The organism is Alistipes sp. 56_sp_Nov_56_25 (assembly GCF_001915285.1).
GTDB lineage: Bacteria > Bacteroidota > Bacteroidia > Bacteroidales > Rikenellaceae > Alistipes > Alistipes shahii.
Map to the genome: position 1 here is coordinate 1 of NZ_MNQF01000034.1, position 13,470 is coordinate 13,470.

Annotated in this window: 10 protein-coding genes and 1 pseudogene; 7 read left to right on the top strand and 4 right to left on the bottom strand. The window is 53.8% G+C overall.

Annotated features, from left to right (window positions below):
* Window positions 1–189 precede the first annotated feature (189 nt).
* From BHV64_RS08385 to BHV64_RS08415, 7 genes are all read left to right on the top strand, one after another.
* Complete coding sequence (locus tag BHV64_RS08385) at window positions 190–600, top strand: mobilization protein (protein WP_026318417.1); 411 nt, start codon at window positions 190–192, stop codon at window positions 598–600.
* A gap of 100 nt (window positions 601–700) precedes the next feature.
* On the top strand, window positions 701–1,906 hold the full coding sequence (locus tag BHV64_RS08390; RefSeq protein ID WP_217727769.1) for a site-specific integrase: 1,206 nt from the start codon (window positions 701–703) through the stop codon (window positions 1,904–1,906).
* Window positions 1,907–3,182: 1,276 nt separating this feature from the next.
* Complete coding sequence (locus BHV64_RS08395) at window positions 3,183–4,277, top strand: DUF3575 domain-containing protein (protein ID WP_254886408.1); 1,095 nt, start codon at window positions 3,183–3,185, stop codon at window positions 4,275–4,277.
* The gene (locus BHV64_RS08400) at window positions 4,274–5,263 is read left to right on the top strand and encodes a DUF5119 domain-containing protein (RefSeq protein WP_288115730.1); all 990 of its coding nucleotides are present in this window, start codon (window positions 4,274–4,276) and stop codon (window positions 5,261–5,263) included. Before BHV64_RS08395 ends, BHV64_RS08400 begins: the two co-directional genes overlap by 4 nt.
* Window positions 5,264–5,307: 44 nt before the next feature.
* Window positions 5,308–6,390, top strand: coding sequence for a fimbrillin family protein (locus BHV64_RS08405; RefSeq protein WP_195498333.1), 1,083 nt, complete (start codon window positions 5,308–5,310; stop codon window positions 6,388–6,390).
* A 115-nt stretch (window positions 6,391–6,505) separates the two neighbouring features.
* Window positions 6,506–7,531: a fimbrillin family protein gene (locus tag BHV64_RS08410; protein ID WP_195636869.1), complete on the top strand. Its 1,026-nt coding sequence runs from the start codon at window positions 6,506–6,508 to the stop codon at window positions 7,529–7,531.
* 5 nt (window positions 7,532–7,536) lie between these two features.
* The gene (locus BHV64_RS08415; RefSeq protein WP_254886407.1) at window positions 7,537–10,311 is read left to right on the top strand and encodes a fimbrial protein; all 2,775 of its coding nucleotides are present in this window, start codon (window positions 7,537–7,539) and stop codon (window positions 10,309–10,311) included.
* A 63-nt stretch (window positions 10,312–10,374) separates the two neighbouring features.
* Here BHV64_RS08415 and BHV64_RS08420 read toward each other — a convergent pair whose 3' ends face one another.
* The 4 genes and pseudogenes from BHV64_RS08420 to BHV64_RS08435 all read right to left on the bottom strand — a co-directional run.
* Window positions 10,375–11,154 carry a metal ABC transporter ATP-binding protein gene (locus BHV64_RS08420; RefSeq protein WP_195636871.1) on the bottom strand — a complete coding sequence of 260 codons (780 nt, stop codon included), beginning with the start codon at window positions 11,152–11,154 and terminating at the stop codon, window positions 10,375–10,377.
* Window positions 11,151–12,002 (bottom strand): metal ABC transporter solute-binding protein, Zn/Mn family, encoded by an 852-nt coding sequence (locus tag BHV64_RS08425; protein ID WP_288115731.1) that lies wholly within the window; start codon window positions 12,000–12,002, stop codon window positions 11,151–11,153. The genes BHV64_RS08420 and BHV64_RS08425 overlap by 4 nt, the downstream gene beginning before the upstream one ends.
* 243 nt (window positions 12,003–12,245) lie before the next feature.
* Complete coding sequence (locus tag BHV64_RS08430; protein WP_438263814.1) at window positions 12,246–12,617, bottom strand: DUF4372 domain-containing protein; 372 nt, start codon at window positions 12,615–12,617, stop codon at window positions 12,246–12,248.
* A 119-nt stretch (window positions 12,618–12,736) separates the two neighbouring features.
* A pseudogene (locus tag BHV64_RS08435) lies at window positions 12,737–13,265 on the bottom strand (IS982 family transposase); the annotation flags it as partial.
* Window positions 13,266–13,470 lie beyond the last annotated feature (205 nt).

Consider the following 13,470-nt stretch of genomic DNA (forward strand, 5'->3'; position numbering starts at 1 on the left):
CCCAGTCCCGGAAGCCGTAGCGGAGGAGTTTTCAAACTTTCGATAGCAGTTCTCCGGCGCGGCTTTTTCCCATCGCCAGATGGGAGCGAGCTGTACCTTCGTATGCCGAAAATTTTTTCGGCATACGAAAGGTGCCCGCTCTGCGAGGCCGGGCGTTCTCCCAAGTCGAACGCCTTTTTAACCGATATTATGAATACCGACCGAAAACACACACAACAATTTCGAACTCCGAGTTATAAATACTCCTTCCGGCTCAATGAAGAGCAAAACATCCGCTTCAACGAGTTGCTCTGCAAAGCCGGACTTGAGCATAACCGCAGTCGGTTTATCGTCAAACGCATCTTCGCCGAAGAGTTCGTCGTCATCAAACGCGACCCGTCAAAGACGCAGTTTATCGCCCGGCTGAATGATTTTTATTTCCAATTTCAAAAGTTCGGGAACAACTATAACCAGATTGTAAAAGCCATCAACGCACACTTTTCCAACGTTGCTATCCCGCATCAGATCGCTATGCTGGAGCAACGGACCCGCGAGCTGAAAGCTCTGAGTCTTGAGATTCTCAACCTTGCAAAACAGGCTAAGGAGCGATTGCGAATATAAGAGTTGGATTGTCGCCCGACCGGCAGCGTTATCGGATTCCAATATAGAATTGTACGCTTGCTCGTTACCTTGGCCCGGCAACTTTAACAACAACAAACGTATGGCAAGCGTAAAAGTAAAATTCCGGGCCTCGTCCGTTGCGGATCGTGAAGGCCGACTGTATTATCAGATCATGCATAACCGTGTAACCCGACAGATCAACAGCGGCCATAAACTGTTACCGTCGGAATGGGCCGCTCTGCGTGCAGGATTGCTCCGGCCGGATTGCAAAGGACCCCGACACGCTTACCTTGTCGCATTGAAAAGCCGGATTGCAGAAGACATCGCCCGCCTGGAGTGCATTATCTCCCGGTTGGAGCATACGGGCGAAAGTTATACTGCCGGGGATGTGGTCGCACGCTATCTTACGCCTTCGGATGCCGGAGGCTTTTTCTCTTTCGCTCGGAGTCTTGTCGGGCAGTTGAGACAGATCGGGAAAATCCGCACGGGCGAACGTTACACGACCGTCTTGAACAGCTTCGGGCGTTTCCGCAGGAATACCGAGGTGTCTTGGGATGAGATGGACTCCGACCTGATGATCGAATACGAGACTTATCTCAAATCGAGAGGTGTATGCCCGAATACCTCCTCCTACTATATGAGGGGACTGCGTGCCATTTATAACCGGGCCGTCGAGAAGAAAATGACCGTGCAGCGCGATCCGTTCAAGTATGTCTACACGGGCATTGGCAAAACGGTCAAGCGGGCTGTACCCTTGAAAGTCATCCGCCAGATCCGGGATCTGGATTTGGCGCTGTTTTCGGCGATGGATTTCGCCCGCGACATTTTCATGTTCTCATTCTATACCCGTGGAATGTCGTTCATCGACATGGCTTACCTGAAGAAGAAAGACCTGCAAAACGGCATACTCTCTTACCGCAGGCAGAAAACGGGACAGCAGTTGTTCGTCAAATGGGAAAAACCCATGCAGGAGATCGTCGATAAATATGATACGAACGCCATTCCTTATCTGCTGCCGGTAATTCGGGACATGCATGCCGACGCTCGCCGGCAGTACAAGAATGCGGCGCATCTGGTCAATGACAAATTGAAAAAATTAGGCGAGCGGTTGGGACTGGACATACCCTTGACCAGCTACGTCGCCCGCCACGGGTGGGCTTCCATCGCCAAGGACAGAAACATTCCGCTCGCGATCATCAGCGAGGCGATGGGACATGATTCGGAGAAGACCACGCGGATCTATCTCGCCTCTTTGGACACATCGGCTGTGGACAAGGCTAACAGCCGAATTCTGAAAGCATTGTAGTCGTACAAAGATTTTTGTTCAGCCGGCTTTCATTCGGAAATCTCTTTCAAGGCTTATTCTTGAAAGAGATATTTTTTCCGACAGATCAATCCACCGGAAAATCTCTCTCCGGAAGGAATAGGTGGTTCGGTAGTGATAATTGAAGAAATAAACGACGGCTAAATCCTCAAAATAGCATTTAACGGATTGACTGATAGATGCAACTTCTCTTCATGAGAGAAATATCTCACTGCCGCAAAGTTATGAAAAATATGAAATACGGCAACAGAATTCGGTGAAAAATAAAATTATCCCGGTCATTTCAATTCGAAATGTTAAGCAATCGGGAGAATTTGTTGAACTAATTCGGAGGCTTTCGTGCGTAGGGCGCTGGGAATAAACGCTAATCATTTCGCTATTTCTCTCATGAAGAGATGTATCGGCTGACGGAATCCTCCAAAGGAAATCGCAAACGGCTTGCAACCGGTAAAAATGGAGCAGAGAGACATTTTCGATGGATGATTCCGACTGATTGATAGGGAGAGTAGAAAGAAAAATGTTGTGAAACAGACTGCTTCTCTCCGCAAGAGAAATATTGACAAACACAAAGTTATGTAATTTAATGGAAATAACGGTATAAAACGGATGAAATTTTCGGCTGCTGAACTCGCCGAAAGGTTTTTATCCAACAATGTTATATAAATAAACCGCCCGTTGAGTGTGATTTCCGTTTGTTTACCAGATAGTTACAACCTATTATATCCATCGCTCTTTCTCTTGCGGAGAGAAAGAGCGTAAAACGAGCAGAATATCTGTTTACAGATTTACGGAATAGATGATTGATATTCCGGGAGGGGTGATATAAACGATTGTAATACATATTAATACACCTATTGGCATGAACTACGGGTATGCGCCCTGATTGATTGAAAAACAAGTATAAACATGTATAGATATCGTCTCGCCCAATACGGAAGGAATCGGAAACAGCCCGCTGGTTCGTCATGCGGGCCTACAAAAGCGAAAAGAGAGCGGAGGAAAAACTCAAAGGCAGAGATGGATTGGAATTTTTAGAAACTTTATCGAAACAGGTCCAATGGAGTTGCGACGGAAGATATTCTTATTGATGCTGGCGTGCGTTTGTTGTCTGAATGACAGCCATGCGCAACATGCCGTATCCGATTTATCCCTGCGGAGGGATACGAGCGCGATCATTCGTCTGTATTTCCGTTTCGACCGGTCTCTGCTCGAAAAGAAGTATCTGACAAACGAGGAGTCGCTCGCCAAACTCGACACCATGCTTAACAGACCGGAAGTCAGGGATAATCTCGATTCCATTGTCATCATCGCGTCGGCATCACCCGAGGGCATGTTGGAACGCAACATCAAACTCGCGGAAGAACGGGCTCGGGCTACGCGCACCTATGTGTATTGGAAGCATCCCGACATCGTGCGAGAGAAGGTGCAGATATATTCTATCGGCGAAGATTGGGCGGGCCTGGCCCAACGGATTGCCGATGACGACCGATGTCCCCATCGGGCTCGAGTCCTGGAGATCATCAATTCGGACGTCAATTCCGCGACCAAAGAGTGGCGGCTAAAACAGGTGGGCGACGGTGCGGCATGGCGGCACATCGTAAACAACCATCTGCGTTATCTGCGGGCCGGCGCAACCTGCATCATCGTGTTCCAGTCGGTTCCCCATGCGCCCGAACCGACGGTCGAGCCGGAACCCGAGTCAGAACCCGGACCGGTCGTAGAACCAGACACCGAGCAGATGCCGGCTCCGCAACCCGTTCCGGAGTCGCCGGCCATGGAACCGACGTTCGTCCGCAAGCCCCTGCTGGCCGTGAAGAGCAACCTGCTCTTCGACCTGGCCTCGGCGCTCAACGTCGAGCTCGAAGTCCCAATGGGCAAACGCTGGTCCGTTGCCGGGGAGTGGATGTTCCCGTGGTGGCGGAGCAACAAGTCGGACCTGACGATGCAGCTTCTGGCAGGACATGGCGAAATAAGATATTGGCTGGGCGACCGCGCCAAACGAGATGTCATGACGGGCTGGCACCTCGGCTTGTACGGCGGCGGCGGAAAATTCGACTTTCAGGTCTTCAACGACGACGGTTCCCAGGGCGACTTCTTCGATGCCGGGCTGAGCCTGGGCTATGCGCACCGCATCGGACGCAGCCGCAGCCTGCGTATGGAATACACGTTGGGAGTCGGTTACCTGCGTTCGAACTATGAGGCCTACGACCGAGTGCGCGACACGAAGTACGGCGACATCAAGGTCGTCCGTTACCCGTGGGAGACCCGTCGGCTGAACTGGATCGGTCCTACGAGGGCGCGGATTTCGCTGGTATGGCTGTTGCATTACAGAAAAAAGGAGGTTGCAAAATGAAAAACATACTGATTATATCGGCTCTTGCAGGCGTTCTGGCGCTCTCCTCCTGCTGGCGCGACGACCTTTATTATGCCACCGTCGACCGCGCCACCGTCCGTATCGAGGCCGACTGGACTCCGGCGCGGCTGACGCCCAACGGCGTTTCGGCATTCGTGTTCGACCGCAACGGCGCGGCTTTCGACGTGGTCCGGAGCAACGACTCCCGGAAAGTGGACCTCTCACTGCCCGAAGGCTCCTATAGTGTTGTCGTGCTGAACAATACGCTGGATGAATACAGGAATATCGAAAGCGCGGGAACCGACCGGCTGGAGACCTTCGCCCTGATGGGCAGGGCGGTGTCCCCCAACTTCACGTCGCTCGGCGGCGGCACCCGAGCGGAATCCTTCATCGGGGAGCCCGACACGGTGGCCGGAAGCGTAGTCCGAAATATCGAGGTGACCCGCAAGATGATCGAATATTTCCGGACCAAACCCCACGGCATGGAACCCGCCCCGGCGGCAGTCTATCAGACTGCTCCGACCCGCATCATCTCGGTGGCCGACATCAGGGTGCATGTCAAGGGGCTCAAATATGCCGCGGGGGCGCCCCGCACCCACCTGAAGAATCTTTCGGGCGGCTATTACCTCGATTCGGACAAGCCGCATTCGCTGCAGGTCTGCCACGAGTTCGTGCTGAACAACCGCTGCTTCGATGCGGAAGACCCGCGCAACGGCACCATCACCAGACAGCTGGCGATGTTCGGCCTGCACGATGAGACGGGCGTGCGCTACCTGATGGAGATGGAGTTCGTGCTGCTCAACGGCGAAAAACATCCCGTCTCGCTCGATGTCACCGATGCCATCCGCGTGACGCAGGGCGCGACGCACAAGATCATCCATATCGAGGTGGAGATCGAACTTCCCGAGGTGATCGGCAACGGCGACGGCGCCTTCGACCCCGACCTGGAGGAATGGGAGGACATCGATGTCGACATCCCGATGTAACCGACGAAACATGATTTTACAAACACCATAAAAAAAAGAAAAAAATGAAAAGATCTGTTCTCATCGCTCTGGCGGCCTTCGCACTGGCCGGCTGCGCAAAGGAAAGCGTGGTCGACTCCGCCCTGACCAATGCCGGCAACGCTATCGGCTTCAACACCTATTCGAACATCACCCGCGGCAATCCGTTCGACAACAACCCCGAGTTCGCCGCATCGGGCAACGTCTTCGGCGTAACGGCCTTTATTAGCACCTCGGACAGCCCCTACATGGGCAAGGCCGATGCCGGCACCGAGATCGTTTCCGACGGCACGAAATGGGACTACAAGAACACGAGCGACATCCGCTACTGGCCGACCCAGGGAGAAACCCTCAGTTTTTACGCCTATGCGCCCTACACCAAGAACGGCGTTGCGATTCCGGTTGCATATACGAAGGGCGACGGAATGATCATGACGGACTATACCGTTCCTGCCGACGATGCCGGCCAGGTGGACCTCATGTACGCCTCGGCGCTGAATGTCGCCAAGGCAAGTCCGGCCGTGAAGGTTCCCCTCCAGTTCAAACACGCGATGACGCAGGTGCGTTTCAAGGCCAAGGCCAAGGGCGACGGTGTCTTCATCGACGTGAAGGAGAACGGCATCAAGCTGAGCAACCTCAAGTCGAAGGGCACCTTCACCCTCTCGGCCGCCGGCGCTGCCAGCTGGAGCATTACTGAAGGCAACCTGACCGAATATACGGCAGTTTTCCCCGAGACCAAGGAAATCACCAATGTGGAAGCAAAAAATCTCTATGATGCGGACAAGGCACTGATACTGCTTCCGCAGGAGTTCGCTGCAAAAACCGGTGACGGAGACATGACCGGCGGCACCCTTACGATTTCCTGCAAGATCTATTACAAGGATAATAACGCAACCCCCCAGTATCTGTTCGGTTCGGCCGACACGTATGCCGACTACACGGTTCCGTTCAGCAGCAAGAAAGTTACCGGCGATACGGAGGGGGAAGAGATCTGGAAGATGAACAAGCGCATTACCTATACGCTGACCGTCACCGGCAACCTCGAACCTATCCTGTTCGAGACGTCGGTAGTGGATTGGGAGGATTCCAACGCAGACATGGAGATCTAAGACGCTCTGGCCGCACGCATGCGCCGGCCTCACGAAATTCCGGGAGGGTTGAATGTCCCTCCCGGAGTACAAACCGGACCGCCCGGCGGTCCGATACGATTTACAAGTTACGGATATGGAAACACGAAGATATTGGCTTTGGGCGGTTTTCAGCCTGACGACTCTTATATCGTGCGGCAGGGGAGGGGATGAAGCCCTGCAACCCGCGGACGACGCCATCCGGTTCGACGACCGGATAGGGGATTCGGCCGTTCCATGGACGAAAGGCGTACAGACCGACGACGGCAACTTTGCCGACTTCGGGGTTTTCGCCTACTATTCGCCCCAGGGCAGCTACGATGCCGCCGCTTCGAAGCCCGATTACATGTACAATGTCCGGGTGACACGCCCCGCTGGAGGGGACTGGACCTATTCTCCGACGAAATACTGGCCCCAGGGAAAGGTCAGCTTCTTCGCCTATGCTCCGTATGACACCGATGCGGCGGTCTCCGTCTCATGCGGGACAGGCGCTCCGCGCGTCACCTATGCCGTTCCCGACGCCGTGGCGGATCACCGCGACCTGCTGCTGAGCACCCCGGCCCTCGACCGGACGAAAGAGGGCGGCAGGGTGCCGCTGACATTCCGCCATGCGTTGGCGGCCGTGGTCTTCGAAGCCAGCGTCGACGGCACGCTCTCCGAGGGACAGTCGATACGCATAACCGGAATCCGTCTCGGAAAGTTCCTGCATAAGGCCACCTGCCACCACGAACTGCCGGACGCCATCACGCAGACCTTAGCGACGGACGCCGCCGACAGGGAGTACGCGCTCTCGGAGGCGGACGGCACGTTGCAGGGCAATTCGCTGGTTGCCGTCTATCCCGTCTACCAGCCGGTCTCCTCCGCAACGGGCTGCGCGATGCTTTGGCCGCAACAGATCGATGACGACGACCTGCTCACCGTCACGGTCCGCTACACGTCGAACGGCGTGACGCGGGAATCTGCAATAGTTCGGAATATCGGCGATTTCGTCGTCTCCGGCAGCATCGAAGCCAGCAAGCGATATGTTTTCAGACTGAAGTTCACCCCGTTCGGCGAGATGGCGCTGACCTGTGTGGTGCAGGACTGGAACCAGAAAACCATTGATGTCCCCGATTTCGATTGACGATTATGAAACGATTATTCCATATAGTTTGGATATGTCTGGCCGTCGCGGCGTGCTCGAAGGATGAATTGCCCGGAACGCATGGCGAGTTTGCCTCGCTGACGCTGAGCGTCGCCTCTTCGCAGAACGACGTAAAGACCCGCGCCGTGTCGGCCGATGCCGACGAACAGCGGATCAACAACCTCTACATCTTCATATTCAACCCGGACGGGTCGGTCGATTACCGCAACTATATCTCCAGCCTGAGCGCATCGAGCTGGACCGGAACCATCGGCGGCCTGACGTGCGGCACGGGGAAAAGCGTGGCCGCCATTGCCAATACGGACAATACGGTCGTCGACATTACCCGCGAGATGCTCGACGGCATCGCCTCGCGTGCGGCGTTGGATTCGTGCGTGGTGAACCTCCGGGGCAAGTTCATCGAACGGGGCACCAACTTCCTGATGACGGGCGTCGCCGAGAATGTCACCGTCACGGCCGGCAGTCCCGTCTCGGCTACCGTGCCGCTGACACGCGTCGACTCCAAAATTCGCTTCCGCGTCACCGAGGCTTCGGGCGTCACCTTCACTTCCGACGACTGGCGCGTCGTGTCGGTTCCACGCAAGGCGGGGATGATGGCTTCGCGCACCGACCTGTGCACCGACCCCGCGGAGTGCTTCGATACGGAGTGGGCTCATTTCGAGGAGGACGGCAAGACCTTCGCCTTCTATTCGCTGGAGAGCGTCCTGACGCCCCGGGCCGAGATTCCCGTCACGGCGGGCACCTATGAGGAGCAGTATGCGCTGCGCGAGAAACAAGACAAGACCCCGACCGGCGCGGGAATCGAGGTCGCCAACGGCGACTATACCTATGCGCCGAAGACCGGAACCTGCGTCCAGTTGCGGGGTGACATACGCTACAAGGACGCGTCGTCGGGCGTGGAAATATCGACCGATGTGGTCTATACGATCCATCTCGGAGGCGTGGAAGGCGTCGACGACTACAACTTGCTCCGCAACACCTACTATACCTATAACGTGAAAATCGTGTCGGTGGACAAAATCATCATCGAGGTCGATTCGAGCAAGAAGACCGAGGAGGACGAGCAGCGTCCCGGCGCCGAGGGCGATGTCGTGATGGCGCTGCAGATCAAGGAGCTGGACGCGTACAACGAGGTGTTCACCCTGAGTTTCCACCAGAGCAACGTGGACGAGACCATGACCTGGGACGTCAACACCCCCTTCTCGCGGGGCGCCGCCGGCGAACATCCGGCCGACTACAAGTGGATAAAGTTCCGGATCAACAGCAAGAACAGCAGCAACTTCTACAGTAGCACCGATTTCCGCGCCTATCCGGGCAACGATGCGGTCTACACGGGGACGGTCTCGCTGGACACCTATATGACTGACGTGGCGAACGGGACGGACAAACTGCTGTATGTCGACCAGCTGGTGAATATCCTTCAGGCCTGCAAGGAGCGTTACCGTACCAGCGGAAGCGGGGGCTCCGACCACCTGTTCGACAGTAGCGACTACATGCGCTTCACGGCATTCGTCGACGAATACTATTACGAGACGAGCCCGACCGATCCTTCGGAAACGGCCGTGAACGGCTTGTGGAAGAAATTCGTCAACCAGCAGGCGCGGGTCATGAACATCCTTTCGAATCTGGCGTACAGCCCCGATCGCCAGAGCACGAAGACCAACGCCATCTATTCGATCCGCCAGTCCTCAATCCAGACCATGTATAACATCATGGACGAAGAGAATTTCACGGCCTGGGGCACGGAGATGATCCAGGAAGAAACGCCGGTCGCATTCGAAAAAAACACGAACGACGTTTCCAACCCGACATACAACGACTCGAACAACGGACGTGCGAATACGCTCCGGATGTGGCTGGGCGGCAGTACGACCAAACGCTGGAGCGATTACGTCACGATGTCGACCTGGACCATGAAGTCTGATTACGAGGCTGCCAAATACAAATGTCTGCGGATGAACCGCGACAACGACGGCGACGGCACGATCGACGAGAACGAGGTGCAATGGTATCTGGCGGCCATCCACCAGTTGACGGATCTATGGATCGGCGAATGGTCCTTCGACCCGCGAGCCAGGCTTTACAGGAAAACGACCTGGACAGAGGGGCAGGAGCAGTATTTCGCCAGCAGTACGGTTCACGAGAAGTACCTTGGCTATGACAATCCCATAATCCTATGGTCATCCGAAGGCTCCTCGACCGGAAAACTTTCCGAAAATTATTCCGGTTCGATTTCTACTCCTGTTTATTATCGTTGTGTCCGTAATCTAGGAATTCCACGCACGGCCGCCGGAACCGTCAAGCCCGACGATCTGGCTACCTACGATGCGATGACCCGCAGGATCTCGCTTGCCCGAATCGATCAGCAATCCATCCGCGGCTATTTCCAGACCGCCGAACTGCCCGAACACCACGAACGCGAGGCGGCCAACAAACCGTGGCGGACATTCGAGGTCATGAACACGACATCCGGAAACAATACCTATAACTGGGAGACGCTGAGAAGCGATGCAAGCAGCGGCGACTCCCCCTGTCCGACGGGATACCGCATCCCCAATCAGCGGGAACTGGCGCTGATGCACTCCCGAATCGGCAACGACGGAAACTGGACGCTCAACAACCATTTTTCGCGCACCCGTTTCCAGTTCGGCTCGAACCGCCCCGGATTCTCCGTCAGCCAAGGCAACAGTGTGCTGTATCTGTTGACCGGCACAGGCAATTATGGCGGCGTGCGCTGCGTGAAAGATATAAACGAATAACGCCGCAGGGAGGCATTCTCCGCCCTAATGCGCCCGGCTGTATGACCATTGTCGCGGTGGTCGTTATCGGACAGAATCGTGGTCGCAGCATCCGTCCCCCGGGTGGTGCTCCAGCACGGTGTGGGGAATGTGGCCGTGCGAAACGAGCTGGATAGGGCAGTCGTAGTTGCGCAGCTGCTCTTCGGTCAGCACGTTCGAGCGATGACGGTGCACGCGGCGGTTGACACAGACGATCTCTTTCACGACACTCGTGATCGTGCCGATGTCGTGCGACACCATGACGATTGCCATGCGCGTATTCAGTTCGTGCAGCGTGCGGTAAAGCTCTTTCTCGAACTTGTTGTCCACGAAATTCGCGGGTTCGTCCAAAATCAGCAGCTTCGGGTCCGAGATCACGGCCCGGGCCAGCAGTGCTCGCTGCATCTGGCCGCCCGACACCTCTCCGATCGGCTGGCGGGCCGTTTCGGCAATCCCCGATGAGGCTAGCAGCGCCATCGCCTTTTCGCGGTCCTCCCGGGTGTAGGGGGAGCGGAACCCGCGGCAGCCTTGCAATCCCGACAGCACGACTTCGAGCACCGAGATCGGAAACTCCCGGTCGAAATCCGACAGCTGCGGCATATAGCCGATCAGCCGCTCCTTGCCTCGGAACAACTCCGGCGCCAAACATATTTCGCCCGTATGGGGCACGGTTCCGAGTATGACTTTCACGAGCGTCGTCTTTCCGCCACCGTTGGGACCTATGACACCCAGGAAATCGTTGTCGCCGATTTCCAGATCGACATGCTGAATGGCTTCGTATCCGTCGTATGCGACGCTTACGTCGCGCATCGTTACCAGATTCATTTTGCGGAGATTAAGTCGGTTATCGTGTCGATGTTCACTATGGCGTCCCGGTCCAGCGGATCAATCGCTACGTATTCGGCGTCGATGTCTCGGGCTATGACCTCCACGGTCGATGCCGGGAATTGCTTTTGGTAGAATATCCGGCGGACTCCATCCTCCCGGGCTTGCCGGATGATCGCCGTCAACTGCTTGGCCGAGGGCTCCTTACCGTCAGCTTCGATGGCGACTTGCCGCAGTCCGTAGTCGCGGGCATAATAGGTGAGGGCGGGGTGGTAGACGATGAAATATTCGATGCCACTCCGTGCGATTTTCTCCGCCGTGCGAGCGTCCAATGCTTGTAACTCCTTCTGCAACCGGTTATAATTGGTTTCGTATTTCACCGAATCGGGATAGGCTTTGCGAATGGCTTCGAAAGCGTTTGCTGCCATCTTCTGCAACGCCTTCGGGGAGGTCCAGACATGGGGATCGACACCGTGCGTATGATTGTGTCCGTGACTGCTGTGCGAACAAGAGCCTTCGATCAGGTCGATTCCGCGGCTCAGGTCGATGACTTTCTCCTGTTGTTCGATTTTGCCCAACAGCGAGGTTTCGAAGTCGATAAGTCCCACATTGAAAATAAGTTGTGCTTTGTTTAGCTCCACAAATTGTCTGGGCGTAGGTTCGAACGTCTCGGGACTGGCTCCGGCGGGCACGAGTACTTCGACTTCGAAATCTCCGCCGACAATGCTGTCCACAAGACTTTGCAGCGGTTGTATCGAAACGTATAAAATTCTGTTATTCTGCCGGTTATTCGTTATGCAGGCCGTCAGCAGCACGATTGCCGACAGATATGTCGCAAATTTACGCATGATTGATAATCAATGTTTTTTAGTAACTATTCAGCGGTAGGTGCATGTCAAGGTTTCAGACCTCAAACAAGGCTTGAATGGCACTAAAAGAAGTATGGTTGTGCTTCTTGGCAGTCTCAATGACGGAATGAAGTTCGAGGAATGTGTCTGCCCTAAATCGGAGCGGAATGTGCAAGAATTCTTCAACTTGATGGGATCGTAAAATAAACTGTGTCAGAGGTTGTATTCGGGACGATTTTGGGATCACGGCAAATCCCGAAATCGTTCCGTAAAGGTAATGTTATTTTTTTGTTCTTTGGCATCACTACTGTCGGTCGCGAACTCCTCGAATATGCGGTAGTTGCGCTGCTCGTTAGCCTTGTTAAGATTGCTTCTGGTCACGGATTTGCCGATGCCGAGGTGATAAAGTTTTCCGGCATGCGCTTCCATCGCAACAATGAGATCCCGCAGGCTCTCTTGATTTGACAGCTGTCCGAACATCATCGTAAGTAGTTGATTCCAACAAGTATAACTCTTTATATACTTGTCGCCTTCATACTTCTTTACAATGCGGAGGAACTTAAAATTGTCCAGGAAGCCGACTAATTGGGCGAAAACATATTTGTCTTTATTCATAACAGCCTGATTCAGACTGCAAAAGTAATTTCAAATCGTTGCGCCTCAAAATCTGCTATAACAATTTGAATTTCAATAATTTCAAAGAACTCTTATGATTTTTTAGTGGACACTAATGAACCGTAGTAATAAACTCCTTGTGATGCACAATATCCAAACGAAGGAGCTTTTTCTATTTCATTTTTGCCCATGGAACATCGCTTGGCACAGGCAGGACGACAGATTTCTATCGGTTTTGAATCTATACAGAAGTAGTCTTCACCACCATCAATAGCTGCTGCCATCTTTTCTCGAATGGCAGCACAAAGAGAAGCCGTGAACTTTCGTCTGCCATTGTATTACCGACGAGATATTAAATGAGGAATCTCAGATTTATATTCTCTCAGTTTAACGAATAAAAGGGATTCGCTGTCAATACCAATGGATTCAGAAGCCATATTGAGAGCAACCACTTCCAAGTCGGAAAATCTGGGAACGACACCACATCGAGGTATATTCTTCGTTGATCAAGTTCCCTGCAAACTGCTTGCAGATGTCGCGAAATTTTGCGAATATTGCATATAGGTTGTGCATATATGAATTAGCTATTAATTGATCGGAAACCATTAATGTGTTAATAATTAGTATTATGCATAACTTTTTATGCATAAATCTTTTGTAATTTTAATTCCGCCAACGGGTTTATATAATTTTACTCAAAGAACTACGGAGAAACAAACTTAACTATGTTTGAACCAAAACTTTTTATCAGATACCGGAGCAAATCACTCCGGGACTTGACATTGGTAAAGGTTGTCCCGAAATTTGCCCGGTCAGGAAATTTTTCGTATCTTACAGTAGGTTATTTGAAATG

Excerpts from the sequence above, each read along its gene's own strand:
- BHV64_RS08415 (WP_254886407.1), top strand. The coding sequence starts at position 7,537 with ATGAAACGATTATTCCATATAGTTTGGATATGTCTGGCCGTCGCGGCG.
- BHV64_RS08400 (WP_288115730.1), top strand. The coding sequence starts at position 4,274 with ATGAAAAACATACTGATTATATCGGCTCTTGCAGGCGTTCTGGCGCTC.
- BHV64_RS08390 (WP_217727769.1), top strand. The coding sequence starts at position 701 with ATGGCAAGCGTAAAAGTAAAATTCCGGGCCTCGTCCGTTGCGGATCGT.
- BHV64_RS08395 (WP_254886408.1), top strand. The coding sequence starts at position 3,183 with ATGCTTAACAGACCGGAAGTCAGGGATAATCTCGATTCCATTGTCATC.
- BHV64_RS08410 (WP_195636869.1), top strand. The coding sequence starts at position 6,506 with ATGGAAACACGAAGATATTGGCTTTGGGCGGTTTTCAGCCTGACGACT.
- BHV64_RS08420 (WP_195636871.1), bottom strand. The coding sequence starts at position 11,154 with ATGAATCTGGTAACGATGCGCGACGTAAGCGTCGCATACGACGGATAC.
- BHV64_RS08425 (WP_288115731.1), bottom strand. The coding sequence starts at position 12,002 with ATGCGTAAATTTGCGACATATCTGTCGGCAATCGTGCTGCTGACGGCC.
- BHV64_RS08385 (WP_026318417.1), top strand. The coding sequence starts at position 190 with ATGAATACCGACCGAAAACACACACAACAATTTCGAACTCCGAGTTAT.
- BHV64_RS08430 (WP_438263814.1), bottom strand. The coding sequence starts at position 12,617 with ATGAATAAAGACAAATATGTTTTCGCCCAATTAGTCGGCTTCCTGGAC.
- BHV64_RS08405 (WP_195498333.1), top strand. The coding sequence starts at position 5,308 with ATGAAAAGATCTGTTCTCATCGCTCTGGCGGCCTTCGCACTGGCCGGC.